Raw genomic sequence first — 24,486 nt, forward strand, 5'->3', positions numbered from 1 at the left:
GCCTGTTGACATGTGGTTCCGAGCGGATATAAGGACCAGAGCAGCCAACCGGGGGTGTGAGCTAGAACCGAAACCGGCCCGCCGCTCCCCCCACCACCAATCAGGTTTCAAACCCAGCAGCGATGTTCAAAGAAGGTTTGTGGTGGTTATGATTCTGTCATGCCGAACGCGCGATTGTCTCTCGCCCTAGAACGAATTGGCCCTGGGGACTGGGAGATATTCGAAAAATTCGCGTCGGAGTTCTTAGCGGTCGAATATCCAGCCCTGCGGACAATGGCAGCTCCGAACGGAGACAAGGGCAGAGACGCCGAAATGTTCACGATTGACGGTGTGCCAAGAGTTGCATTTCAATACTCTGTCACGGCGCGTTGGAGGACGAAAATTACCAGCACGCTGGACACCCTCAAGAGGAACTTTCCTTCGGTCAGCACCGTGATCTACCTGACCAACCAGGTGATTGGCCCGGCTGCCGATGAACTCAGGGAAGAGTCCCGGCGTGATCGGAATATAACCGTAGATATCCGGGACCGGTCGTGGTTTGTGGACCGTGTGCAGTCTTATCCTCAACGACGCGTGGCAAGTGAAGAGCTGGCTAGGAGATTTGTCGATCCGCTCCTGTCCAAACGCGGGGTCATCGACAGAACATCGACCCTGACGGCGGATGAGAGTAAGGTCGCGGTGCTGCACTTGGCACTCGACGGCGAGGATCAGGCAACCGATCAGAGTCTTACCAAGAGCTGCTTCGATTCATTGGTCCTGGCGGCGCTTCACGATTCGAGCACAGACAACAGACTCAGCCTGCGCGAGATCCAGGACGGAGTCGCCCTCCGCATGCCCGTGGGGAAGCGAGGGCAGATCGATGCTCTGACCCTGAGCACCTTGAACCGCCTGTCTCGGAAGGGGCCCGTTAAACAACACAAATCAGCGTCCGTGTCTGAGGACACTTACCATCTCAGTTTTGAGGAGGCCAAAAAGATAAATGATCAGACAGCCAAGTTCCTTCTCGATGAAGCTGCTCTAGATGCGGAACTCGTTGTGGCGGTTCGGGCCCTCGAAGTACCGAAGGAACTGGATGAGGCGCAGTTGACAGAGATTTCTCGGGAGCTACGGACTGCGTTGGATGAAACACTCCTGGAACGAGGGGAGTCTTTCGCCGAAGCCGTGGAAACAGGCGAACCGTTCCAGCTCAGCCCTGTAGCCATAGCGGACAAAATTACCGCAGGTGGAGGCATCACGGAGCTCAGCTCTGATGCCGCGGCCGCGGCGATAATGCATGTATTGGAGCAGCCCTCGCCTCAAACGCAGTCCCATCTTCGGCGACTAGCTGACGCATACACGCTTTTCGCGTTCCTGAAACAAACCCCGGACGTCCAGAAAGTCATGCTCAACGTCTTCAGCGAAGGCGACATATGGATGGACACCACCGCGATCCTGCCGCTTATCGGGGAGACCCTGGTAGACGATCCGGAAGAGCGCCACTTTACGATTTTGATGCGAGCAGCGGCAGACGCCGGGTTGCTTCTCTTCGTAACGGAAGGAGTCGTAGAAGAGGTTGAAAGACACCTCAACCTGGCCGTTGCCTATGGTCACAACAGAACGTCGGCCTGGACGGGAAGAGTCCCCTTCCTCTACTCGGCCTTCGTGCTCTCGGGCCGGCCGGAGACTGAATTCCTGGACTGGCAAAGGCACATCTGTGGACGCGAACAGCCGTTGCAGGACGTCAGCGACTACCTTGCCGACGAATTCTCTATCGAGACCAAAAGTCTCCTGGAGTACTCCGATGCCGCATCGATCGAACTTCGGGGCGCAGTTCAGGAACTGTGGAATGAGACTCACGAGAGAAGGCGTCAACGGGGTGACTACGGAGCCGAGCAAGGGACGCGGTCCCGTCTGGTTGCCCACGACGTTGAAAACTCAGTCGGCGTCATCGAGTACCGTCGGACGATTGGGCCATCACCCATGGGCTACCTGGCATGGTGGCTGACGTTCGATGGAACAGCAATGAAAATGAAGGACCACCTCCGGGAACGCCTTGGCCCCCATGCGCCTCCGTCGCCCGTTTTGAGTCCGGATTTCCTCACCCAATTGCTTCGCTTGGGCCCCCTTCGCACTGCCATCGAGCAGGATCTGAGGGTGCAGTTACCCCTGCTCACGGACATGAGCGTCAATCATTACGCTCCGCAGGCTCTGCTCGATTTAGCACGAGAAACCAGGGAAAAGTCGTCGAGTCAGAATGAACGCGTGGTGCGTCGCGAAGTCCGCGACGCTGTGAACCGTGCAAGACAGCAGATGGGTCCAGCGGCGGTAGGCGGCGTTCGAGCAATGGAGGATCGAATTTCAGCTTCCATCAAACGTCAGTCACCCGATTGAGGAGTGGATGGGGAAGAAGGCATCGATGAAAGTTTCTTCATGACCGTTTCATCCGTGCCTCATCGTTGTAGTTCAAGCTGGACGCACGAAGCGGCTTGCGCCGGAAGAGCCTGCGTATGGGGAGGAGGGGCATGGATCCTGGAATTGATTCCATGGACTGGCCCTCCCCCGTTCCGACGTCTGTCGACGACGATACCGGCACATCCTGGCTGGTTCAGCGGGCGTGGCCAGACAAGACGCCAGGAGAATTTGTACTGGAGGTTCTGACACCGGGACGGCCCGGCGTCCGGGGAGCGCATCTGCGCCACGGGCAGTTCGAGCTTATCCCGTTGGACGATCCGGGACTGCCCGCCTTGCGGGGGGAGGCGCAGAAGGGGGAATTGATTTCGTATTGGCCCTACACCCAGGCGGTCGTCCGGGCTGATGGCCACTACATAAAGATCTTCGGGCCCGGCGGCGCCGTCGTACCGGCCGAGCGCTGCGCACAAGTGGACGTCCTACTGGACGCCGGCAACTTCACAACACCCAGAATCCTCCGTCAGAGCTCCCAGGAGGACGTCATCGTTTTCAGCGCCATCGCGGGACCGACTCTGAACGAGCTGGGCCGGGAGCAGGGCGCCGGCTGCGATGAAGCGTTCGCCAGGGCGTGGGAGAAATGGTCGCGCGCCTGGGTCGCAGAACTTAACGGCTCCTATGGTCCAGCGGCACAAAGCGTTCTCGACAGCCTCCCGCTCCGTTCACCAGAGTGGGAAGCCACAAAGGTGCGGCGACGGGTGGACGACTGGTTGCGGCACAATGAAAACGTCCCCGGCTTATCGTCTCAGCGCGATGCCTTGCGCACCGCTGCAGAACAAGTGGCCACGAACCTGCTTCGGACGGCACCTGATCCGCTCGTATGGGCCCACGGAGACCTTTACGACAGGCAAATCATCGTTTCTGACGGCGACGTCCTGCCCGCATTGCTGGACTTCGACAGTACGGCCCGACACGAGGCCGCCCGGGATCTGGCCGGCCTGGACGTTCATCTGGAGCTTCATCTACGAAATAACCGCATAACCCTCGCACGATACCTGACGGCTCACACGCAGGTGCTGGCCACCGCCGACGAACTGCACGTCAGTCCGGGCCGGTTCGATGCGTACTCGGACGCCATCTGGCTCCGTCTGGCACTTTCTCCGTTACCTGGCCGCTTCTCCCTGGCCATCGCCGTCCTCGCCGAACGGGCCGCGCAGGAGTTGAGGCAGTGAGCCGCCCCGCCAGATGACGGCATCACCCGCAGCCTCATTCCGCCCGTCCCATAGGCCAGGTCCCCCGCCGCAACACTCGTTTCGCTCCCGCCGGTCAACGTGCCGCCGGCCTTCTTGGGTGTGTCACATTTCGGGCCTCTGCGGTGTCCTATGTTCAAACGTTCGTTTAGCGATAGGAGTTACCGTGTCAGTACGTTGTCGTGTGGTTATTATCGGCGCCGGGTATGCCGGAGTCATGGCCGCGAACAGGCTCGCAGGAAGTCCGCGACTGTCTGACTCCATCAGCGTTACCGTCATCAACCCGATTTCCGATTTCGTGGAAAGGATTCGCCTTCACGAGGTCGCGGCAGGAAGTCGGGAATCAGCCCGGGTTCCGATGCGGTCGCTTCTGCATGAGCGTGCGGACATCGTCGAAGGCACTGCGTCGCGTATCGACCCTGAAAACCGCACCGTGCACATATCAGGCGGCCGCGCACCGCTCGACTACGATGTCTTGCTGTACTCCGTGGGCAGTACCCAGGCACCGGGGAAGATTCCGACCGGCGCGTACGGGTTGAAGGATCCCGACGACGCGAACCGTTTGCAGGCCAGGATTTCGCAACTGGAGCCAGGCTCAACCGTCAGCATCATCGGAGCTGGCCTGACGGGTATCGAGGTTGCTGCCGAAATCGCGGAAAAGTATCCGCAGCTACAGGTACATCTCCTTTCCCGCGGAGCCATTGCCGACAGCCTCTCCGGCGCCGGCCGACACGCGGTAATGAAACGGCTTTCAGGGCTCGGCGTCGAAATGATAGAGAATACCGATGTGCAAGGGTGCGACGATTCCTCGGTCATAATGTCGGGTGGTGACACCTTGCGATCTGACTGCACGATCTGGACCGCAGGGTTCAGCGCACCGGACCTGGCACGTGACAGCGGACTGCCAACCGATGCACTCGGGCGGCTCATGGTCGACGAGTCACTGTCGTGCCCGCAATTCCCCGACATCTTCGGTGCGGGCGATGCCATACACGCCCCCCAAACGGTCGCCGGCCACCTGCGCATGAGCTGCGCGACGGCCCTACCGCTGGGCGCTCACGCGGCCGACAGCATCATAGCCCGCCTCGATAAACGAGCCCCGGCCCCGCTTTCGGTGGGATACATGCTCAGGTGCATCAGCCTGGGCCGCAAGTCAGGACTCGTTCAGACCGTGCGTGCCGACGACCAGCCGCGCCGGTTCGTCCTTCGGGGTCGTCTCGCGGCAACGGCGAAAGCGCAGATGTGCCAAATGACGCTTTCCTGGATCAGAGGCGAGCTTCGCCGGAGCGGTTCGTACAGCTGGCCCAAGGGCCCCCGGCCTGCAGAAGCCAAGTAAGACTGTGGGTACCGCAGGAGTTTTCGAGGAACACCGTTCCCTGCTTTTCACCATTGCCTACGAAATCACGGGAACGGTTACGGATGCCGAGGACGTCGTTCAGGACAGCTTTCTGAGATGGTCCGGTGTTGATGCAGAAGCTGTCCAAAATCCGCGAGCGTACCTGGCCAAAACCGTAACGCGTCAAGCGTTGAACTCCCTTAGGGCAGCTCAACGCCGCCGGGAAGACTACATTGGTCCGTGGCTCCCGGAGCCTGTGGTCACGGCCCCGGATGTCGCTGAGAATGCTGTACTGAGTGAATCACTGTCTTTTGCGATGCTCGTGGTGCTCGAGACCCTGTCCCCCGATGAGCGGGCAGTTTTTGTCCTCCGCGAGGTTTTCGATTTCCCATACACGGAGATTGCCGAAGCCACAGATAAGTCGCCTGCGGCCGTCCGTCAAATAGCAAGCCGGGCCAAGGCGCACGTGCGCGCGCGGCAACCGCGCTTTGAGGTGGATGCACGACGGCAAAGAGCGGTCGCTGATCGGTTCCTCACTGCTCTACTTGGGGGCGATATGCAGTCCCTCATGGATGTACTCGCCCCCGGAGCCGTCCTCCTCTCCGATGGCGGCGGAAAAGTTACAGCGGCCCGCAAACCCGTTATGGGCGCGGACAACATCGTGCGCTTCCTCACCGGCATCGCAAAAACCCCGCTCCCTGATCTGCGGGTTGAATCGTCATCTTTGAACGGGATGCCGGCCCTCATCATTTACAGCGGGGACAGGGTTGACCTTGTGGCCCTTGTTGAATCAAGCAACGAACAGGTTACGGGCATCTACCTCGTACGAAATCCAGACAAACTCGGCGCGACCACCAAAGCCCGAAGCTTCCGCACGCGCTTCACCCCTGAGCAGGGCTTGCAGAACCTTGGCCATCACCCATGACAGCCCGGGACGAAGAAGACCCGCGCATCTCTCGGAAGCCGCGGAATCAGCACTTCGAAGCACTGAATGGCGCTGGTCCTGGCCGATCCGGCCTTTCAGGGTCACGTCGGAGGCAGGGGCGCAGGCCAATAGCCGGCACATCCTTCGAACCTTTCATTGGACAGGGAGGGGAACATGGAGCGCGATCCTACGCCGCGATGAACAGTGCCCAGTCAGGAAAGGGATCCACCGGCAATGGTGGCCCGGTCTCCCCGGGTTCGACGTCACCGGCAACTACGTCCGGCCAGTCGGGCGTTTCCGACTCCCGGCCTTCACCCGCGTGGCCGAGGTGCTGCGGCCAGTGTGGTGGTTCCCAGTCTTGTTGTTCGCTGGGGTACGAGCGTCCCGCGGGTGAGATCCAGCCGGGTGGCTGGTCCCGGGTCGCGTCAACCGGCCTCCATGCTGTGGTGTGTCTGAGTCGGTGGTGCCGCCGGCATGGCTGGCCCAGGTTGGTGACGCCGGTGCCGCCTCCCTCGGACCAAGCCAACAGATGGTCCGCTTCGTTATCCAGGGAATGGTTATTACAGCCCGGAAAAGGGCACCGGCCGTCCCGAAGCCGCAACCATTGGCGCATCGCCTTCGGAACCCGGTAGCTGGTCCGTCCGATCTCCAGCGGCGCTCCGCTGCGCGGATCGGTCAGCACACGCAGGAACGATCCGGCGCCATCCGCCACGAGCCGGCGGGCGATGCTCGGCGGAACGGGACCATACCCGTCCAGCGTGGCCGGTTCCGTCACGGCGCCCAAAAGAGACAGCACCGGCACGGTCACCAGGACCTGCGCCTTAGGTGACGGAGTTCCTTCCGCCACCCCCGCCAGCAGCCAGTTGGCGGCGACGTCCGCACGGAGCTGCGTCAGGGTCCGGGATTCATTCGGCGCCTGCAGGGCACGGGCCGCCTCCGTGGCACGGGACCATACACCCGCCGCCACATCCGCAGTCAGATAGGCCGAGAGCCAGGCCATGCCGTCCCGGTCCGGCACATATTCCAGCCGACGGTCCTCCACGCCCTTGCGGTGGCGCGCTTCGATGCTTACGGGATGGTGCAGCTCACGCCATCGGCGCGCTTTGGCCCGGAACCTGCCCGGCACCAGCTCCCCCGCCGGGCAGCCACGCGCGGCTAGGGGAGCCTCGGGGTCCAGGAAATGAGCCTCCAAGGCAGCCGCCGCAGCGGGGTCCAGGCCGGACGTTTCATCACACATCACCCGCGCGTGTTGCCATGAAATGCTTCCTGCCTGCAGCGCAGCCAGCGTCAGGGGCAACCCGGTGGTCAGGGTGGCTGACTCCGCCAGGAGCGCCGCCGCCGATCTTTCGCTCACTGTCAGGACACAGGCCACCTCTGCTGTCACCGCCATTTCCTGGGCGGTGCGCTCCTGCGGGGAAACGGCTGGGGCCGCCATGGCGGCGGCAGCGCGGGCATATTCGGCGGCGAAGTGCACTTTCAGCGCGGCAAGCCTGGCTTCCATGCGGCCCACCTCAGCCATGCCGTCCAGGCACGCGTCCGCTTCGTCCCGAAGAAGGTCAGCGCCAGTCGAGGCCACGTTCCCGGCTCCGCGACCGGCAAATGCAGCCATCGCAGCAAGGGAGGCCTCCATGGCCTCCAACGTCTCCGCAGCTGCTCTGCCTTCCATACCCACAGCTTGGCAGGGGCCACTGACAATAACGCCGGCGTCAGAGTTCCAGGCAAAGTCCGTCATCCAGGATCTGCCTGATCCCGAACTCTCCTACGGCGAACATCCGCGGATTGTCGTCGGAGTTGCTCAGCATGGCGGTGGACAGGATGAGGGCCCAACCGCGGGCCCTCATCCAGGTGTCCCCTTCCACTGCTGAGCCAACGGCGCCCATGAAGCGGTGGCGAGTGCCGGCGTCGAACATCAGCCACCCCACCGCAAGATCGACCGCCGGGTCCCCTGCCCCGACGTCGCTGAAATCGATGACGCCGGCCAGGGAGCCGTCGTCCGCCAGCAGGATGTTGCCCGGGTGGAGGTCCCCGTGGAGCATCATCGCCGGACCATCCCAGGCTTTGGCGGCACAGGCCTGCGCCCACACTGCTCTCAGAGCTGCTGCCTGCGGGTAGCGTTCGTGGTCCCCGAGCCGTTCCACCACCGCAGCGTCACGGTCTGTCAGCGGCACGCCCCGGAAAGGATTCACCGGGACGCCGGATTCGGCGGGCACGTGAAGGGACAGCAGGAAATCGGCCAGGCCTGTAGCCGCCGGCCGGCGGCCTGCCGGGGCGACGTCGGCCGCAGCGGCTCCGGGGACCCACCGCACGATGCTCCACGGCCATGGAAAGTCCGACGTCGGCCTGCCGGCATGGACGGGGACAGGAACCGCAACCGGGGAGCGGCCAGCTATGTCGGGAAGGTAGCGCAGCTCATGCAGTATCAGGGAAACGGCCTCCGCCCTGCGCGGCAGCCGGACGACCAGGCCGTCACCGAGCCGGAAGGTCGCGTTGTCCCAGCCGTTCGCAACCCGCACTAAAGGACAATCGCCAAGGTCGGGCCGCTGGTCCCGGACGAGGCGCCGGACCACCGCATGACTCACTTCCACCGTGGCCGGCGGCATTCCCGCCATTCAGAAACCCCGCCTTCCTTGTGCCTGCAATGCAGCCCGATCCTTTCTTTTGTCCGAACATAGTTCAAGACCCCAACAGCGGACGGGGCGCGGAACGAGGTCAGCGTCGAAGGGTCCAAGGTGACCGCGATGTTGGTGATGGTGGGGCCGGGGCCACGGCGTTGAAGCGCAGGCCTCTGGGCCCGTACATCACGGCCGAGTTCTTGGTCAGGCCGGCGACGCCGTGCTTCGACGCGGTGTAGGCGGCGCCGGCGGCGAGCCGTTCCAACCCGCCAGAAGTAGCTTCGCACAAAGCCAACGACGGCGGGAGCTTGGGCTCCCGCCGTCGTCCTCGTAGAGCTGCTGCGGGCATGCGGTCAGTTTTTGACGACGTCCAGCTCAATCACAGCCCAGGACAGCGCCGGCAGCGTTGCCCGGAGTTCGGAGCCGCTCGCCTTCGCCCCTTCCAGCGGCTTGAGCCCCACCTGGTCCGGACTGCCTTGGGAATTGACCGTGAAACGGTTCCCGCCTTCGGGGATTTCCAGGACCTCCGCGCGGAGCACGCGCCGGGCATCAAACCCGCGCAGTGCGACTTCAATTTCTGCCGCTTCCTCGAGGCCGCGGTTTGCCAAGAAGAGCGCCACGCGGCCCGTTTCCTCGTTCCACGTCGCACTGACATCCACGAGGTCTGTGTCGCCGAAGCGGACGTTTTCGTACTTGTCCGAGTCAACGGACAGGCGCAGGATCTGGCCGTTCGCCAGCTCGGCCATGCGGGCGAAGGGGTGGAAGATGGTCTGCCGCCAAGCCGGGCCGTTTTCCTCGCTGAGGATCGGGGCGATGACGTTGACCAGCTGCGCCTGATTGGCGATCTTGACCCGGTCGCCGTGGCGGAGCAGCGAGTTGAGCAGGGTACCGACGACGACGGCATCCGTCACGTTGTACTTGTCCTCAATGACACGTGGGTGCTCGCGCCAGCCGGCCTTGGCCACCTGGCTGGGCTGGTCCTCGGTATCGAGGCCGCGCTGGTACCAGACGTTCCACTCGTCGAAGGACAGGTTGATGTGCTTCTTGTGCTTTCCCTTCGCCCGGACGGCATCGGCAGTGGCGATGACTGCTTCGATGAAATAGTCAGTGTCCACTGCGCTGGCGAGGAAGCTGCCGACGTCGCCCTCGTGCTCCTGGTAGTAAGCATGCAGCGAGACGTAATCCACTTCCTCATAGGCGTGGGTGAGCACTGTCTGTTCCCAGGCTCCGAACGTGGACATGGCGGAGCTGGAGCTTCCGCAGGCCACCAGTTCGATGTCCGGGTCCACGAACCGCATCGCCTTGGCGGCTTCCTGGGCCAGCCGGCCGTACTCTTCCGCGGTTTTGTGGCCGATCTGCCAGGGCCCGTCCATTTCATTGCCGAGGCACCACAGCTTGATGTCGAACGGGTCCTTGTGCCCGTTCTTGGCGCGCAGGTCCGAAAGATAAGTTCCTCCGGGATGGTTGGCGTACTCCACGATCTCGCGCGCCGCATCCACTCCTCTGGTACCCAGGTTGATGGCTTCCATGATTTCGGTCCCCGCCTGACGGGACCAGTCCACGAACTCGTGCAGTCCGAAGGCGTTCGTCTCGAGGGTGTGCCAGGCGCCGTCGAGCCGCCGTGGGCGGTTTTCCCGCGGGCCTACCCCGTCTTCCCAGTTGTAACCGGACACGAAGTTTCCGCCCGGGTAGCGGATGACAGTGGCCCCGAGTTCCTTGACGAGCTTGAGCACGTCCTGGCGGAAACCGTTTTCGTCGGCCTCCGGATGGCCTGGTTCGTAGATTCCGGTGTAGACGCAGCGGCCCATGTGCTCAACGAAGGAGCCAAAAAGGCGGCGGGGCACTTCCCCGATGGTGAAGTCTCGGTCCAGGGTGATTCGTGCGCGGGACATGTGGGGTATCTCCTTTTGGTTGAACAGGTTCGTTGGAAGTAATCAAGGCTCAGGTTCAGGTGCCGGCGAGTCCGGTCGTCGCAACGCCCTTGATGATCTGGCGCTGAAAGAAGAGGAAGACCAGGATGAGCGGCAAGGCCGCGAGCAGTGCGGATGCCATGTTTTGCGCGTACTGAATGCCATAGGCACTCTTGATGGTCTGCAGTCCCACCGGAAGGGTCAGGATGGACCCATCGTTCGTGGAGATGAAGGGCCAGAGGAAGTTGTTCCACGCGCTGATGAAAACGAAGATCGCGACGGCGGCGAGGATGGGGCGTGAGAGCGGCAGGATGACCTGAATGAAGATCCGCATCCGGCTGGCACCATCCATCACCGCAGCTTCCTCGAGTTCACGCGGGATCTGATCGAAGAACTTTTTGAGCACAAACACCATGGCGGGGTGGATGACCTGCGGCAGGATGACGGCCCAGGCCGTGTCGATCATGTGGAGCGCCACCATTTGATAGAACAGCGGAATCATCAGCACTGGTGGCGGGATGATGATGGAGGCGATGATCACTGTCATCAGGACTTTCTTGCCCCGGAAATCGATCCGCGACAAGGCGTAGGCAACCAGTGCGGAGATGACCAGCGTGATCACCGTGATGGCGGCCGAGGTATAGAGGGAATTCCACGTCCAAAGCGGGATATTGCCGTCTTGGAACACCTTGACGAAAGCGTCGGCCGTAAAGCCCGACGGCGGAATCCAGCTGACCGTCGGCGCTGCGGCGTCGGTCTCGCTCTTGAAGGCCGTAGCCGTGGCCCAGGCGAAGGGAATGAGCCACAGGACTGCGAGGAGCGCCGCGACCGCTGTCACGGCGGCCTTGCCGGCCGTGATCTTCCTGCGGGGTTTACGGACCGCTGTTGCGCTGGCCGTGTGCGGAGCGGGGCGGGTGAGTGTCTGGGTTGCCATGGTTATGCACTCCTGCGGCGCGTGATGAGGAACTGCATGACCGAGACGATCACGATCAGCCCGAAGAAAATGTAGGAGACGGCTGCGGAGTAGCCCAGCCGGTAGCCGGTAAAGCCGGTTTCGAAGATGTACTGCACTACGGGCCTGGTGGTACCGCTGGGGCCGCCAGCCGTCATCTGGTACACCTGATCAAAGATCTTCAGTGATGCCAGGATCTGGAGGAGGACGATCATCACGGTGGTCGGTGCCAGCTGCGGCAGAGTTATGGAGAAGAACTGTCGCCAGGCTCCGGCCCCGTCCAGCGATGCCGCCTCGTAGTGCTGGTGGGGGATGTTCTGCATGGCCGCCAGGTACAACAAAAAGTTGAAGCCGACGGTCCACCACAACGTGGCGATGACGATGGCCCACATCGCCACATTCGGGTCGTTCAGCCAGGCCACCTTTGGAAGCCCGATTTTCGCCAGGGAGTCGTTGATCAGCCCCAGCTGCGGGTTGTACATCCAGGTAAAGAAGAGTGAGACGACTGTCGAGGCGAGCAGGTACGGAGCAAAGTAGGAGAGCCGCCACAGCCATTGCGCAGGCAACCCGACGTTAAGCAGTGCGGCCATGACCAAGGCAACGAGCACCAAGGGAACCGTGCTGATCACCGTGAAGTAGAGCGTATTGCCCAGGGACCGCCACATGTCCGCATCGGCCAAGGCTTCGGCATAGTTGGCCAAGCCAATCAGGCTGTCGTTGGCGCCGGTAAGTGACTTGCCTGTCAGGCTCATGAAGAGACCGTAAAGAATCGGCCAGACAAGGAAGACCAGGAAGAACGCCAGGAAAGGGGCCGCGAAGCCCCAGCCGGTCAGATTGTCCCTGGTTTGACGGGACGGGGCCGGACCGGACTGGGGACGGGACCGGCTTGGACGGGAGGTTGCCGTACGCTCAGCGCTCCGGCGGGATGTTGCTAAGGAACTCATCTGGGACTCCTTTGTCGCTCGGGTGGCTCAGACCGGGTTGGGCCGGGAGAGAAGGGTGTTGGTGCGGCGTACGAAGGCGTCCCAACCGTCGGCGGCCTTGTCGCGGCCGAGGAGTACGTTCTGCACGTTTTCCGCAAAGTAGGTTTGCCAGTCCGAGCCGGAGCCGCTGAACCAGGATTCCGGGTCGTAGTTGATAATGTCCGCCGCGTTGGCGTAGTGAATCTGGGGGGTGAGTTCCCGGTATGCCTGTGACTGCACAATCGGCTGATAGGCCGGAATGTGTCCGGCTTCCGCCCAGGACAGCGAGCCCTTGAGGACATCGCTCACGAACTTGTACACGTCGCGCCGCTTCTCGTCGTCGGCGTTTAGTTGCCGCGGCAGGACAAAGGAATGAGAGTCAGCATAGGCAGCCGGTGTCCCGTAGAGAGTGGGGATGGTTGCCGCGTCGACCGGCAGACCGGCCTTCTTGAAGGTGGGAAGTTCCCACACGCCGCTGAAGAGCATGCCTGAACTGCCGCGGGCAAATTCGGCGATGCCCGTACTGATGTCCCCGCTCTTTGCGGCTATTGTGTCGTCGAACAGTGACGCCATGAATTCCAGGGACTCGATCGCCGCATCCCTGTCAGCCTTCATCGGCTGCCCCGGGGTGAGTTCCATGTCCACACCGTGCTGCTTGTAGAGGGTGTAGAAGAGACGCCACATCTGGGATCCGCTGCCAAGGTAGCCGAAGGAAAGGCCGTGCGCCTGCGTCACCTTCTGCATCTCGCGGGCCATCGAGAGGAAGTCCTGCGGAGAGCTCACGTCCTGCAGCTGCCCGTTGGGGGCGAGCACTCCGGCCTTGCCGGCAACCTCAGTGTTGTAGAACATGACGAAAGGGTGGGAGTCCAGAGCGATGGAAAAAACCTGGCCGTCGTGCTGGCTCTTGTCCCAGATCCTCGGTGCGAAGCTCTCCGCTGTCACCCCGTGCTCCGCCAGCAGGGACATGTCCCACGGGTCGATGAGTCCCCCGGGGGCATAGCCGGGAACCCGGCTTGCGTGCATGATGGCAAGTTCCGGCGGACGGCCTCCGGCGGACGCCATCGCCAGCTTTGTGTAGTACGGCGGCCCCCACGCCAGGACGGTCGGATGAACGGTGAATCCGGGATTGCCCTCGTTCGCCTGCTTGATCATTGCCTGCATCTTGATGCCGTCACCGCCGGACAGGAGGTGCCAGAACGCAATGTCCCGCACGGCCGCTGCCGAGGCGGTACCGCCGCAGCCCGTGAGGCCGGCCGCCGCGAACACGCTGCCGAGGGCCGCCGAACCTGCCAGCAACTGCCGCCGGGTCACTTGTTTCCCGGCAAAAAAGTCAATCTGCTTCACCCGTCACTCCTTTGGATGGGTCCGCTGAAAAATAATCCTGATGGCACAAAACGCTGCCGTTCCGGTGCGCTGAGACCCGGGAGCGGCAGGAGCGATGTGACGCGGGACTCACATTACATCGATGTAAAACCCACCACAAGAGAAAATTGTTAGCGTGAACAAGTGATGCAGCAGTCTCGTTTCGATGCGGTCTCGTTTAGCCGCGGGTGCTGTCCCGCTCGACGATTCTGTAGTCGACGGTGACCACCCTCTGCTCGCCGGTACGGTCTGCCATCCGCTCGGTGAGCAGGCGGAGGGCTTCGCTGGCCACCTGGCGCTTGTCGAAGGAAACCGTGGTGAGGGATGGCACGGCGTATTGCCCGTCGGCGATGTCGTCAAAGCCTGCCACGGCAACGTCGCCGGGGACGCTGATTCCCCTGTTCCACAACACGCTCATAGCGCCGATGGCCATGGAGTCGGTGAAGCAGAACAGCGCTTCGGGGAGCGGGTGGGAGTCCAGATAGGAGGCGAGCGCGGCGGCGGCCGTCTGCGGTGTCCACTTTTCGCACGGGATGAGCAGTGAGTCGTCCCGGTCGATGCCGAGCTCTTCGAGCGCGGCGTGGTAGCCGCGGGTCCGCAGGATCGCTGCGGCGGAGCCTCGGCCTTCCGCCGTTCCGAGCACGGCGATACGACGCCGGCCGGTCCTGGCAAGCGCCAGGGTCATGTCACGGGCGGCAGCAACGCTGTCCACCCACACCCGGTCGGCCAGTTTTTGGGACACCTCACCCAGCAGAACGACCGGTGGCAGCGAGACGCCCACCTTGACGGCACTCTCGTCCAGCACGACCGGGTTGAGGATCAGGCCATCAATGAGGTTGGACCGCGCGCGGGACATCAGTTCGTATTCGCGCCGGGGATCGGATCCGGTTTCCTCGATCTGAACGCTCCAGCCCTGCTCGTGGGCAACCTCCACCACGTTGTGCGCAATCTCGGCTGAGTAGGGAGTCGCCAGGTCCGGCAGCGCCAGGGCGATAACACCCGACCTGCCGTTGCGCAGTCCGCGGGCGGAGAGGTTGGGCACATAATCCAGTTCGAGAATGGCCTGTTCTACCTTGAACTTGGTGGCTCCACTAACCGGAACGATTCCGTTCATCACGTTCGAGACAGTCTTGGGTGAAACGCCGGCACGACGCGCGACGTCCTTGACGGTTGCGCGCACTGCTCCCCTTTCAAAGCATCCTGGGCCAAGCCAGCAGCCAATGGCTGCTGCCGCGCATGACCTGCTGACGATGTTACCTCCCGTCTCGGCGGGCGGCGGCGGAAGCGCCTTGACAGGAAAATTGTTAGCGCTCACAGTTGTTGGAAACTAACTCCACCCGAAAGCTGGCTGAATGAAGAACTGGGCAGGAAACCTCAATTACTCATCAGCGGACGTCTTGCGCCCGGAGTCGGTGGCTGAGCTCGCCGAGGTGGTGGCGCGCGCCGGCCGGGTCAAGGCCCTCGGATCGCGGCACTCCTTCAACCGCATGGGGGACACCGACGGTGTGCACGTACTGCTGGACGCCCTGCCGCAGCAAATCGAACTGGACTCAGAACGGCAGACGGTCCGCGTCAGCGGCGGAGTGAGCTACGGCGCCCTGTGCCGCGCGTTGCAACAGTCCGGCGTGGCCATCCACAATCTGGCGTCACTGCCCCACATTTCCGTGGCAGGGGCAGTCCAGACGGGCACCCATGGCTCTGGTGTGAACAACCCCTCCCTGGCCGGAGCGGTGGAAGGCATCGACCTGGTCCGGCCCTCGGGCGAGCAGGTATCGCTGTCCCGCGCGGACGGAGAGGAGTTCCTGGGCAGCGTGGTGGGCCTGGGCGCTCTTGGCATCGTCAGCGGCCTCCGGCTTGCCGTCCGGCCGAGTTTCAGCATGCGCCAGCGTGTTTTGGAAAACCTGCCGTGGGAACGGGCGCTGGCGAACTTCACACAGCTTGTGTCCAGCGCCTACAGCGTGAGTCTTTTCACCGATTACGCAGGCGATTGCATCAGCCAGGTCTGGCTCAAAGCGCTGGACTCGGAGCCTCCCATCGTTGACCTGTTCGGCGCCACGGCTGCCATTCGTCCGCGGCACCCGCTGCCGGGGATGTCGGCCGAGAACTGCACAGCCCAGATGGATGAGCCCGGGCAATGGCTGGACCGGCTACCGCACTTCCGTCACGAGTTCACGCCCAGCAAAGGTGAGGAACTCCAAAGCGAATTCATCTTGCCGCTGGAGCAGGCACCTGCTGCACTCCAGGCAGTGCGGAGCCTCGCAGACAAACTTGCGCCCCTGCTATTTGTCTCCGAAATCCGGACCGGCGCCGCAGACGAACTCTGGCTCAGCCCTTTCTACCGACAGCAGAGCGTTGCCCTGCACTTCACCTGGAAGCCGCTGCAGCCGCAGGTGGAAGCCGTTCTTCCCCAGCTCGAAGACCTGCTTCGGCCGTTCGGAGCCAGACCGCACTGGGGCAAGCTGTTCACGCCCGGCGGTCACGACTGGGAGTCCCTCTACCCCCGCCTTACGGACTTCCGCTCGCTGGCCTCGGCGCACGATCCGGAGGGAAAATTCCGGAACGGTCTGCTGGACAGCATCCTCGGCGTCCCGGCCGTGAGCTCACGCTAAGCGCAGCCCGCTGGCGCCGGCACCAGCGGCAGAAACCCAGGTGCGCTACTCTCGGCGCGGCATAAGAAAATGCCAACTCCGCAAGCGCACAGTAAGAGTATGAAATCACTACTAAGCGATGAAGTCGTCGCAGTACGTGGCGTCCTCACAGATACACACCCGGTCGATTTCCATGTTCTTGGGCTAACAGGCGCAATTGACCGTTTGACCCTTCCCCTCCGCAAACACGGAACCGTGGTGCACCTGGAGACTCCGCATCACCGGATGGAAGTAGACCGGCAGTCCGCAATTCTTCTCTACCGGGCGGCGCAGGAGCTCCTCAGCAATGTCTACAAATTCGCTCAGGCATCAGCTGTGACGGTCCGGCTCGGCTGCGTCACCCACGGCATGAGCCACGGCGTTCAGCTCAAGGTGACCGACGACGGCGGTGGCTTCGACGCGCCGGCAGCCATGATCGGCCGGCACACAGGCATGGGACTGCGGCTCATGCGTGTGGCCGTAGGCCTGGCTGGCGGAGAGGTGATCATCCAGTCGTCCGCCGCCGCAGGAACCTGTGTGACGATAACGCTACCCCTGGACTAGCAGCGGCTGCACGGCTCTTCCGCTCGAGACCAGCAGCCGGGCAGGCGTGCTCACGATCATCGCCGGATGGAGTCCGTGAGACCCCTTCGCCAGTCGTGGGCCGCCCGGCGTCTTGATCGCCAGGTCCGGGCCTCGGGTAGTGGGGTGGTGTCCGACTCGGGTTCGGGCCGCCGGTACGCTGCGCATTCACGGACGGCACCGGTTCCTGATCGGCCGGCCGAAGAAAGTGCCAGGCAGCGAATCCTGCGGTCACCGCGACGGCCACCGCCCCGGCAATCCACCATGCTTTCCCTGACGCCGTCCGCCTCGACTTAGCCGCCGGGGCAACATTGTGCGACCCGCTTCAGACCCTCGTTAACACGCGGAGCCAGAGTTTCCACTTGGCCGGCGAGTTGGTCAGCGAGCCGCCGCAGACCGGCCTGGATCCGCGGGGGACGCAGATTCGATCCCGGCATCAAGCCCCGCGACCACTTTTTGCAATGCCGCCTCGACCTCGGGAGTGGCCCACTCTCTCCCCTTGGTGAGCTGAGAATTGAGATTCTCTGAAAGATGGCGAACCTGATCGGCCTGGGCTGTGGGTTTTGCCGTGCGCATGGGTGCCTCCTCGGTGTGATGGATGCCCATGGCCTACGGCGGCCGGCGCCGTCGAAACAGGCCCCGCGTTGACTCGTGGGTCGTGTTTACAGGTCAGCCCAGCGGAGACTTTGCGCCTAGCGAACCGCTGTCTCGGGATGTGAGCTGAGCCGCTCCGAATGAAACCGCGAATTGAACGCACCATAGATCGACGGACTTGTACTTGGACAAATCAACGTCATCGGAGATTTTGTACACCTGGTTGCCCTGGTTTCCCTTGATCAAGCCGAGGTCAACGTGGTCCGCAGAGCCAGCCGTGAACCACCCGCCCGGCCCCTCCACCACGTCTGCGGCGCTCAGCCAGACGTGCACATCCGGCCCGTTGGAGGTGTCCAGACTCTCCAACGCAAGCACGCGCGTGCCGTCCGGCTGTTCAATGATCCGAACGGTCCCCGTCGTTGTATGTTCATGGCTGACGAACGAACCTTCAGCGAGCTGGACCGGGCCGGCGGGCACCTCGGCAGTACTGGACCCGGATGGTTCTGCCTGCTCCGCGGACGCGGCAACCGACGGGATCTCTTCATCCACCCGGACGTCGACAAACAGAAGCCAGGGTTTGAACACCGGCAGTCCGATAGCCAGCACGACAACGGCAACCGCCGCGGCGGCGATGACCCAGACCCGCTTGCGCCGACCGGACTTCACTGTGGACATCTAGCATTCCCCGATAGTGAAAAGACGAGGTCCGAAGTTATCCGCGCTCATGAAACCATCGTCCGCGCGCTTATCGATGCGGGCAATGGGCTGAACACGCCGGAGACACGGCCACGATGTTGGTGATGTGAGGTTCGGGCGGCGGCCTCCTGGAGTCCACGCAGACCGGGAACTCCCATGCCTTGTGATTTCAAGCAGCCTCATATGCCCGGGTCGGGCCCGCCAAAGGCGATGTTGCCCCGAAAGGTTCCACCGAACAGCCAGGTGTCCTGCCGCACCATCCCCTACAGCGCGGACCAGCCGCCGTCGGAGGCGAGGATGGCGCCGTTGATGTTGGTGCCGTCGTCGCTAAGCAGGAAGGTGACGGAGGCGGCGAGCTGCGCGGCGGTGGCGGGTGTGGGGACGGTGGCGGCGCCGGCGGCGGACCGTTCCAACCCGCCGGTGAGGAGTAGCTTCGCACAAAGCCAACGACGGCGGGAGCTTGGGCTCCCGCCGTCGTCCGCTTGATGACTGGCTGCGTGTGCTGGCGCGTTTAAGCCGTGGCGGCAGCCAGCTGGGGCGCAGCCGTGTCGGCCTGGCGGCTCTGGATGATCTGCTGACGCAGGGCGGTCTCCATCGCGTCAATCTCGCTAAGTTTGGCCAGTACCTCGGCCAACCGGGCGCGGGGGATGACGGCGATGCCGTCGCTGTCCGCAACAATGGCGTCGCCTGGGTTGCAGACGAGGTTCCCGCAGGCGATCGGTTCTCCGACGGTGCCCGGGCCCATCTTCGACGGACCGGCCGGCGTGGTGGCCCGGGCAAATGCAGCCAGTCCGATGGCGCCGATGGCCTCGGCGTCGCGAACTGCGCCGTCGATGATCACGCCGGCAACACCCCGTGCCAGGCAAATCTCGGCCAGCAGGTCGCCGAAGACCGCCCGGTTGACGTCCGAGAATCCGTTCACCACCAGCACGTCGCCGGGCTGTGCCTCGTCCAAGGCTCGGTGGATTGCCAGGTTATCGCCCTCCCTGGTGTTGATCGGAAGGATGGACCCGTGGCACGCCGCGCCGGTCCAGACACCGTGGATGGCTGAACACATGAGGCCAGTGCGGCCCAGTGCATCACCGATGTTCGCCACGGGATAGGCGGCTATTTTTGCCACGAGCTCCGGGTCGCAACGTTCCCACGGCTGGGTGACGGTAATCGACTCTGTTGAAGCCTTAATGAACATAATCGGTCCTTTTGCGAGTGGGTAGTGGGGTGTCAGATCCGCTGCTGGTCTTCGGCTTTGGGCTTCCAGTGCAGGATCTTCTTTTCAAAGATTGTGACGAGGGCGGTGAGGACCAGGGCCATGCCCATCATGACGGCGATGCCCGCGAAAACACCGGGGGTATAGAACTGTCCAGCCGACCGGATCACCAGGAAGCCCATTCCCTGGTTTGATGTGAGCATTTCTGCTGTGACAGCACCGACCAGTGCGTACGGTGCCGCAATCCGAAGGCCCGCAACGATCCAGGTCATTGCCGACTGAATGATGACCTTCTGGTAGATCTGCCACCTGGTGGCGCCCATGAGCTTCATGACATCGATCAGTTCCCGTTGGACGTCCTTGACTCCGCTGTAGGTGTTGTAAAAGACGAGGAAGAAGACCATGACGATCACTATGGCCAGCCGCGTGCCAAGTCCCAGTCCGAACCACAGCAGGAACAGCGGGATGAGTGCCAAGCGCGGGATGCTGTACAGGGCGGAAACGAAGGGGTTCAGGATTGCGCTGAGGGTCGGGTTCACGCCGAGTGCGAAGCCGACCAGCATCCCGGAGATCACGCCAAGGGCCAATCCCAGCAACGTCACGTTGGCTGTGGAGATGATGCTTGTGAGGAGGACTCCTTGGTTGATCCAGTCGGTCAGGGCGGTCAGGACTTCGGATGGTTCGCTGACGAAGTACTTGTCGATGAGGACAAAGGGCTCTTCGCCCGGGATACCCGCGAAAATCTGCCACGCGGCAAGGGAACCAACAAGCACGCCGGCCTGGGCCAGCAGGATGAGGAACTTGCGCCGGCGGATCTTGGCCGCCCGTCGCTCCAGCGCCACAAGATCCTGATCGACGGCGTCCGGGGCGGCGGGTGTGGCCGCGGCTAGCGTCTGCATCATTTTGCACTTCCTGTCGGTGCGGCAGCCGGGGTGTCGAGCTGGCCTTCGATGAGGGACCAGAGCCGGTTCCAGATAGCCATGAATTCGGGTTCGTGGCGGATGGTGGTCAGGTCCCGGGGGCGGGGAAGGGTGACCGTTTCGGTGTGGATGATCCGTCCCGGGTCTTTGCCGAAGACGATGATGTCGTCGGCCATGAGGATGGCTTCCTCCAGATCGTGGGTGACGAAGAGGACCGTTTTCTTCTGTTCTTCCCACAGCTCCAGCAGTTCACGCTGCATCACGGTGCGCAACTGAGCGTCCAGGGCGCCGAACGGTTCATCCATGAGCAGGGTGTCGGGTTCATAGATGAGAACCCTGGCAAGGGCGGCACGTTTGCGCATGCCGCCGGAGAGCTGTGAGGGATAGTGCCCGGCGAAGCGGGTCAGTCCGACCAGCTCGAGGATGTCTTTGACCCGTCGGGTTCGTTCGGCCTTGCCGACGCCGCGGATTTCCAGGGCGAGGCTGACGTTGCGTTCGATGGTGCGCCACGGAAGGAGGTGGTCCTGCTGGGTGATGTAACCGACTTCGGTGTTGACCTCGGTGATCCGGTCTCCGCGGTAGCCTACGGTTCCGCGGGTGGGATGAAGGAGGCCCGCAGCCATGTTCAGAAGGGTGCTCTTGCCGCAGCCGCTGGGCCCGATGATGCAGACGAACCGGCCGGGACGAATCTCCAGGTTGATGTCCTGGACGGCCAGGTAGGGGGTGTTGTCCTTGGTGAGAAAGTATTGGGAAACGCCGTCGAAGGAGAATTCCGGCTGGAGCCCGCCGGCCGGCGGCCGAACGCCACTGCCGGCGACCGAAGCGCCCCGGACGGCGTCGATGGTGGTCTTGGATTGCATGATTTTCCTTTCCTCGGGTTACGAGGTGGTCAGGTGCCGAGTGAGCCTGGAGCGGGGGCGTCGTCGACGCGTGCCCCCGCTCGGCAGGTGCTATTTCGTGAGGAATTCGGTGTTGTACGCGTCACCGAAGGTGAGGGAAATTGGCCGGTCTCCTGTGGAATTGAAGAGATCCAGGGCTGCCTTGAAGCCTTCGTCCGTGGGTGTCAGTCCCTGGGTGAAGCGCGGGACGATCGCTTTGAAGGAAGTGTCAAACAGCGCCTGGTCCATGTCCTTGAACCAGTTTTGCTTCAGGTTGGCAGAGACCTTCTCCGGCGTGGTCTTGAAGTCCGCCTCGACTTTGTACAGCGCCCGGGTCATGGCCTGCATGACCTCCGGATGGGTTTTCGCGAATTCCGGGGTCGACGTCAGTTCCATGTAAGGGATGGTGTCCAGGTGCATGTCGGACACTTCGCTGAAATTCAGCCACGTCTTCCCCCAGCCTTCGGCGACACCGATCAGTTGCTGCGGAATGGCGGCGATGTATCCGGCCGACTGGCCTTCCCTGGCCGATTTTGCCGCGGAACCGTGGTCCGGAACGGTCAGGAGTTTCACGTCTTCTGCCCCGTTCAGGCCTCCGTATTCAAGGACGCCCACGGCCATGGAGTACTGCGAGGTGGAGGCCCCGACGCCGGCGAGGGTCAGGCCCTTCAGCGCAGCTATTCTGTCCTTCAGCGGCGACTCGGGCGTCACGCCCTTCGCCTTGAGGGCTTCGATAGTGTCGTTGCGCAGGGTGATGCCTGTCGACGCGCCGGACGTTGTGGTGGCGTACGACTTTACGCTGCGCTTTGCCCCGAGGGCGCCGTAGGTTGCCGTCGGGGAGACGACAACGACGTCGGCCTGGCGGGAGATGAGCAGGTTGACCGTGTCGGTTGAACTCTGCGCTGTGGGCAGGTATTGCATGTCGAGGCCTTCATCTTTGAAGTAGCCGGCCGACTGCGCGTAGAGAACGTTCGCGAAGGACAGCGAATCGCCGCCCTGGGAATACCTGACGACGGTCTTCCCTCCGTTCTGGCTGCCGGCGGGGCCGGGTGCGGCACAAGCGGACAGGGCCAATGCTCCGGCGAGAAGACTCGCGGCTGCAACCCTGCGCAGCGACATTGAGCGGCCGGCGACGGTGCCTGCGGACAATGAGTTCATGAAGTTCGATCCTGTCTAAGGTGGTCCGGATGACTCCGGCGCCCGTGTTCTGTGGTGTGTGTCACCCCACTATGGGCGCGTGCCCCCGTTCCACCTAGACGGTGTCCTGCTCAGTGGAACAGCTGGCCGCCATGTGACGGAAGGACGTAACGCGGCACAGTGTGCACCCCCCGCCGCAGAGCGGGCGGCGGTAACGGCTGCCGTGGAAGGGACGGCAGTGACCGGGAACTGGGGTAGTGTTCCGGACTACCCAAGGGGGCGTCCCGCACCATGGACCGGAATTTCCGCCCCGGGACACCGCCCGCGTCACAGATCCGGAGACCGACATGCCTGGTAGATCCACCGACACTTCCGCCGCGTATCTGATCGGGGCATATGCGGCAGCACCCAGCCTGCAGGGCTGGGATCCGGAGGCCGAAGCCGCGTTCCTGGACGCGGTGTTGGCGCTGGATGGTGTCTCCGGTCTGGAGGTTCCCTTCACTGGGGCCCTTCATAAGTACGACGAGGCCTGGTTCCTGAACCGGCTGCCCGCAACCGCCGACGTCGTTCTTACACTCCTGCCCGGAACGATGGCCCGGCTTAAGACCATGCCCCGCTTCGGCATCGCGTCAACCGATGATGCCGGCCGCCGCGCAGCCTTGGATTTTGCCGCCGAAGCTTTGCGTGCGGTTGGGCGTCTGAACCAGGCAGTGGGCAGGGAACCCGTGACAGCGGTGCAAATTCACACCGCTCCTGTGCACCAGTCCGGATCCTCCTCACCAGGCGCACTAGCCGCGTCACTTGCAGAACTCGCTTCCTGGGAATGGGGCCAGGCGCAGCTGGTGATCGAGCACTGCGATGCCGCAGTCCCCGGCCAGGTGCCGGCCAAGGGATTCCTGGGATTGGAGGAAGAAGCCGAAACCGTCTCGGGCATGAATGCAGACGGCGGGACCAAGATAGCCATGGCAGTCAATTGGGGACGCACGGTCATCGAACAACGCCGCCCCGAAGCCGCTGAGGAACAGATCTCTTTCCTCAGCCGCGCCGGCCTGCTCGGCGGTCTCACTTTTTCCGGTTGCTCCGACGTGGACACCCGCTACGGTCCGGCCTGGGCTGATGTGCATGTGCCGCCGGCACCGCCTGAGCCTGGCCTTACGGACGATGGCTTTTTGGAATCGGCGTCGCTTCTGACACCGGGCCGCATCCGGGCCAGCCTCGCCGCGGCAGGTGCCGAAACTGGCTTCCGCGCCCTCAAGTTCGCCGCGCCGCCGGCAGCTGGAGTAGAAGAACGGATAGCAGCCGTTTCCTCGGCCCTGGGCGCCGTGACGGGAGCCGCAAGATGACTGGCATTTCGGGGCAGTTGCGGCCCGCTGAGCGGAACATTCCCGACGCACTGATACCAAGAATCAATGCCATTCTTGGGGCGTTCAGCGTGGCCGAGCCGGCTCTCGGGTTGAACGAACTGGCCCGAAGGACCGGGCTGGCCAAGTCCACCGCCTCGCGGATCACCAACGAACTCGTCGAGGCGGGGCTGCTGGAGCGCACGGAGGGCAGGCTGTCCCTCGGCATTCGCCTATTTGAACTCGGAGAACTGGCAGCCCGGCCCAAAGACCTCCGACGCCTGGCGGTCGCGACCATGTCGGATCTGAGGCAGGCCACGGGACAGACTATCCACCTGGCCGTCCTTGACGGGGCAGAGGTGGTCTACGTAGAGATACTGCAGTCGCGGACGGCCCCTGCCCTGCCCTCGCGGGTGGGGGGACGCATGCCTGCCCATGCCACGGGTGTGGGTAAAGCGCTGCTGGCGTTTTCCGAGGCAAGTGTCGTAGAGGAATTCATTGCGCGCGGACTGGCAAAGGTCGGACCACGAACTATCACCGACCCGGAAGCGTTTCGTTTTGAGCTCCAGCGCATCCGCCAGTCCGGGATATCCCACGATTACGAGGAGGCCGGCGTCGGACTCAGCTGCGCCGCGGTCCCCATCCTCAGCCCAGCCGGCCAGCCGTTGGCGGCGCTTTCCATATCCGGGTGGAGCCATGAGCTCAAAATCAACGAAGTTGGCCCCGCAGTCCAGGCCAGCGTTATGGCCCTCAACCGGCATCTGAAAACAAGCATGCGTTGGATGAAGGATTTCTAAGACTGTTCCGGTGG

General features: G+C 63.0%; 22 protein-coding genes and 1 pseudogene. 8 read left to right on the forward strand and 15 right to left on the reverse strand.

Going from position 1 to position 24,486, the window contains the following annotated elements; all coding sequences use genetic code 11:
• The first annotated feature begins 159 nt into the window (after positions 1-159).
• From AC1DZQ_RS01075 to AC1DZQ_RS01090, 4 genes are all read left to right on the forward strand, one after another.
• On the forward strand, positions 160-2,370 hold the full coding sequence (locus AC1DZQ_RS01075; RefSeq protein ID WP_476961731.1) for a hypothetical protein: 2,211 nt from the start codon (positions 160-162) through the stop codon (positions 2,368-2,370).
• Between the two features lie 152 nt (positions 2,371-2,522).
• Positions 2,523-3,617 carry a phosphotransferase gene (locus AC1DZQ_RS01080; protein ID WP_476961732.1) on the forward strand — a complete coding sequence of 365 codons (1,095 nt, stop codon included), beginning with the start codon at positions 2,523-2,525 and terminating at the stop codon, positions 3,615-3,617.
• Between the two features lie 202 nt (positions 3,618-3,819).
• Positions 3,820-4,971: an NAD(P)/FAD-dependent oxidoreductase gene (locus AC1DZQ_RS01085; protein ID WP_476961733.1), complete on the forward strand. Its 1,152-nt coding sequence runs from the start codon at positions 3,820-3,822 to the stop codon at positions 4,969-4,971.
• A 4-nt stretch (positions 4,972-4,975) separates the two neighbouring features.
• A complete protein-coding gene (locus AC1DZQ_RS01090) occupies positions 4,976-5,896 on the forward strand; it encodes an RNA polymerase sigma-70 factor (protein WP_476961734.1) in 921 nt (306 codons plus the stop codon).
• 187 nt (positions 5,897-6,083) lie between these two features.
• Here the strand turns inward: AC1DZQ_RS01090 and AC1DZQ_RS01095 are convergent, their stop codons facing one another.
• From AC1DZQ_RS01095 to AC1DZQ_RS01130, 8 genes are all read right to left on the reverse strand, one after another.
• The gene (locus AC1DZQ_RS01095; RefSeq protein ID WP_476961735.1) at positions 6,084-7,562 is read right to left on the reverse strand and encodes an HNH endonuclease signature motif containing protein; all 1,479 of its coding nucleotides are present in this window, start codon (positions 7,560-7,562) and stop codon (positions 6,084-6,086) included.
• Between the two features lie 40 nt (positions 7,563-7,602).
• A complete protein-coding gene (locus tag AC1DZQ_RS01100; protein WP_476961736.1) occupies positions 7,603-8,505 on the reverse strand; it encodes an aminoglycoside phosphotransferase family protein in 903 nt (300 codons plus the stop codon).
• 100 nt (positions 8,506-8,605) lie between these two features.
• Positions 8,606-8,857, reverse strand: coding sequence for an SDR family oxidoreductase (locus tag AC1DZQ_RS01105; protein ID WP_476961737.1), 252 nt, complete (start codon positions 8,855-8,857; stop codon positions 8,606-8,608).
• A 4-nt stretch (positions 8,858-8,861) separates the two neighbouring features.
• Positions 8,862-10,400, reverse strand: coding sequence for an arabinosylfuranosidase ArfA (gene arfA, locus AC1DZQ_RS01110; RefSeq protein WP_476961738.1), 1,539 nt, complete (start codon positions 10,398-10,400; stop codon positions 8,862-8,864).
• 55 nt (positions 10,401-10,455) lie between these two features.
• The gene (locus AC1DZQ_RS01115; protein ID WP_476961739.1) at positions 10,456-11,352 is read right to left on the reverse strand and encodes a carbohydrate ABC transporter permease; all 897 of its coding nucleotides are present in this window, start codon (positions 11,350-11,352) and stop codon (positions 10,456-10,458) included.
• Positions 11,353-11,354: 2 nt separating this feature from the next.
• Complete coding sequence (locus tag AC1DZQ_RS01120; RefSeq protein WP_476961740.1) at positions 11,355-12,314, reverse strand: carbohydrate ABC transporter permease; 960 nt, start codon at positions 12,312-12,314, stop codon at positions 11,355-11,357.
• Positions 12,315-12,341: 27 nt separating this feature from the next.
• A complete protein-coding gene (locus tag AC1DZQ_RS01125) occupies positions 12,342-13,676 on the reverse strand; it encodes an extracellular solute-binding protein (protein ID WP_476961741.1) in 1,335 nt (444 codons plus the stop codon).
• 196 nt (positions 13,677-13,872) lie between these two features.
• Positions 13,873-14,874, reverse strand: a complete 1,002-nt coding sequence (locus AC1DZQ_RS01130; RefSeq protein ID WP_476961742.1) for a LacI family DNA-binding transcriptional regulator — start codon at positions 14,872-14,874, stop codon at positions 13,873-13,875.
• Between the two features lie 172 nt (positions 14,875-15,046).
• Here AC1DZQ_RS01130 and AC1DZQ_RS01135 point away from each other — a divergent pair, with 172 nt between their 5' ends.
• Together AC1DZQ_RS01135 and AC1DZQ_RS01140 are read left to right on the forward strand one after the other, a co-directional pair.
• Positions 15,047-16,303, forward strand: a complete 1,257-nt coding sequence (locus tag AC1DZQ_RS01135; RefSeq protein ID WP_476961743.1) for a D-arabinono-1,4-lactone oxidase — start codon at positions 15,047-15,049, stop codon at positions 16,301-16,303.
• 204 nt (positions 16,304-16,507) lie between these two features.
• Positions 16,508-16,885 carry a sensor histidine kinase gene (locus tag AC1DZQ_RS01140; protein WP_476961744.1) on the forward strand — a complete coding sequence of 126 codons (378 nt, stop codon included), beginning with the start codon at positions 16,508-16,510 and terminating at the stop codon, positions 16,883-16,885.
• 396 nt (positions 16,886-17,281) lie between these two features.
• On the opposite strand, the gene AC1DZQ_RS01145 is transcribed toward AC1DZQ_RS01140, so the two are convergent.
• The 7 genes and pseudogenes from AC1DZQ_RS01145 to AC1DZQ_RS01175 form a co-directional block, all read right to left on the reverse strand.
• On the reverse strand, positions 17,282-17,479 hold the full coding sequence (locus AC1DZQ_RS01145) for a hypothetical protein (RefSeq protein ID WP_476961745.1): 198 nt from the start codon (positions 17,477-17,479) through the stop codon (positions 17,282-17,284).
• Between the two features lie 93 nt (positions 17,480-17,572).
• A complete protein-coding gene (locus AC1DZQ_RS01150) occupies positions 17,573-18,172 on the reverse strand; it encodes a DM13 domain-containing protein (RefSeq protein ID WP_476961746.1) in 600 nt (199 codons plus the stop codon).
• Between the two features lie 284 nt (positions 18,173-18,456).
• Positions 18,457-18,582 (reverse strand): annotated as a pseudogene (locus tag AC1DZQ_RS01155) (short-chain dehydrogenase); the annotation flags it as partial.
• Between the two features lie 122 nt (positions 18,583-18,704).
• Complete coding sequence (locus AC1DZQ_RS01160; RefSeq protein ID WP_476961747.1) at positions 18,705-19,382, reverse strand: RraA family protein; 678 nt, start codon at positions 19,380-19,382, stop codon at positions 18,705-18,707.
• Positions 19,383-19,414: 32 nt separating this feature from the next.
• Positions 19,415-20,302, reverse strand: coding sequence for an ABC transporter permease (locus AC1DZQ_RS01165; RefSeq protein ID WP_476961748.1), 888 nt, complete (start codon positions 20,300-20,302; stop codon positions 19,415-19,417).
• Positions 20,299-21,180: an ABC transporter ATP-binding protein gene (locus tag AC1DZQ_RS01170; protein WP_476961749.1), complete on the reverse strand. Its 882-nt coding sequence runs from the start codon at positions 21,178-21,180 to the stop codon at positions 20,299-20,301. The genes AC1DZQ_RS01165 and AC1DZQ_RS01170 overlap by 4 nt, the downstream gene beginning before the upstream one ends.
• Positions 21,181-21,270: 90 nt before the next feature.
• Positions 21,271-22,356: an ABC transporter substrate-binding protein gene (locus AC1DZQ_RS01175; protein WP_476961750.1), complete on the reverse strand. Its 1,086-nt coding sequence runs from the start codon at positions 22,354-22,356 to the stop codon at positions 21,271-21,273.
• A 326-nt stretch (positions 22,357-22,682) separates the two neighbouring features.
• Here AC1DZQ_RS01175 and AC1DZQ_RS01180 point away from each other — a divergent pair, with 326 nt between their 5' ends.
• Together AC1DZQ_RS01180 and AC1DZQ_RS01185 are read left to right on the forward strand one after the other, a co-directional pair.
• Positions 22,683-23,678 carry a DUF4862 family protein gene (locus AC1DZQ_RS01180; RefSeq protein WP_476961751.1) on the forward strand — a complete coding sequence of 332 codons (996 nt, stop codon included), beginning with the start codon at positions 22,683-22,685 and terminating at the stop codon, positions 23,676-23,678.
• Positions 23,675-24,472, forward strand: a complete 798-nt coding sequence (locus AC1DZQ_RS01185; RefSeq protein WP_476961752.1) for an IclR family transcriptional regulator — start codon at positions 23,675-23,677, stop codon at positions 24,470-24,472. The genes AC1DZQ_RS01180 and AC1DZQ_RS01185 overlap by 4 nt, the downstream gene beginning before the upstream one ends.
• The last annotated feature ends 14 nt before the right edge of the window (positions 24,473-24,486 follow it).

Source organism: Arthrobacter sp. P1_C12_2, from assembly GCF_056406415.1.

Excerpts from the sequence above, each read along its gene's own strand:
- AC1DZQ_RS01075 (WP_476961731.1), top strand. The coding sequence starts at position 160 with ATGCCGAACGCGCGATTGTCTCTCGCCCTAGAACGAATTGGCCCTGGG.
- AC1DZQ_RS01080 (WP_476961732.1), top strand. The coding sequence starts at position 2,523 with ATGGACTGGCCCTCCCCCGTTCCGACGTCTGTCGACGACGATACCGGC.
- AC1DZQ_RS01095 (WP_476961735.1), bottom strand. The coding sequence starts at position 7,562 with ATGGAAGGCAGAGCAGCTGCGGAGACGTTGGAGGCCATGGAGGCCTCC.
- AC1DZQ_RS01100 (WP_476961736.1), bottom strand. The coding sequence starts at position 8,505 with ATGGCGGGAATGCCGCCGGCCACGGTGGAAGTGAGTCATGCGGTGGTC.
- AC1DZQ_RS01105 (WP_476961737.1), bottom strand. The coding sequence starts at position 8,857 with ATGCCCGCAGCAGCTCTACGAGGACGACGGCGGGAGCCCAAGCTCCCG.
- arfA (WP_476961738.1), bottom strand. The coding sequence starts at position 10,400 with ATGTCCCGCGCACGAATCACCCTGGACCGAGACTTCACCATCGGGGAA.
- AC1DZQ_RS01115 (WP_476961739.1), bottom strand. The coding sequence starts at position 11,352 with ATGGCAACCCAGACACTCACCCGCCCCGCTCCGCACACGGCCAGCGCA.
- AC1DZQ_RS01120 (WP_476961740.1), bottom strand. The coding sequence starts at position 12,314 with ATGAGTTCCTTAGCAACATCCCGCCGGAGCGCTGAGCGTACGGCAACC.
- AC1DZQ_RS01135 (WP_476961743.1), top strand. The coding sequence starts at position 15,047 with ATGAAGAACTGGGCAGGAAACCTCAATTACTCATCAGCGGACGTCTTG.
- AC1DZQ_RS01145 (WP_476961745.1), bottom strand. The coding sequence starts at position 17,479 with ATGCGCACGGCAAAACCCACAGCCCAGGCCGATCAGGTTCGCCATCTT.
- AC1DZQ_RS01150 (WP_476961746.1), bottom strand. The coding sequence starts at position 18,172 with ATGTCCACAGTGAAGTCCGGTCGGCGCAAGCGGGTCTGGGTCATCGCC.
- AC1DZQ_RS01160 (WP_476961747.1), bottom strand. The coding sequence starts at position 19,382 with ATGTTCATTAAGGCTTCAACAGAGTCGATTACCGTCACCCAGCCGTGG.
- AC1DZQ_RS01165 (WP_476961748.1), bottom strand. The coding sequence starts at position 20,302 with ATGATGCAGACGCTAGCCGCGGCCACACCCGCCGCCCCGGACGCCGTC.
- AC1DZQ_RS01170 (WP_476961749.1), bottom strand. The coding sequence starts at position 21,180 with ATGCAATCCAAGACCACCATCGACGCCGTCCGGGGCGCTTCGGTCGCC.
- AC1DZQ_RS01175 (WP_476961750.1), bottom strand. The coding sequence starts at position 22,356 with ATGAACTCATTGTCCGCAGGCACCGTCGCCGGCCGCTCAATGTCGCTG.
- AC1DZQ_RS01180 (WP_476961751.1), top strand. The coding sequence starts at position 22,683 with ATGCCTGGTAGATCCACCGACACTTCCGCCGCGTATCTGATCGGGGCA.
- AC1DZQ_RS01185 (WP_476961752.1), top strand. The coding sequence starts at position 23,675 with ATGACTGGCATTTCGGGGCAGTTGCGGCCCGCTGAGCGGAACATTCCC.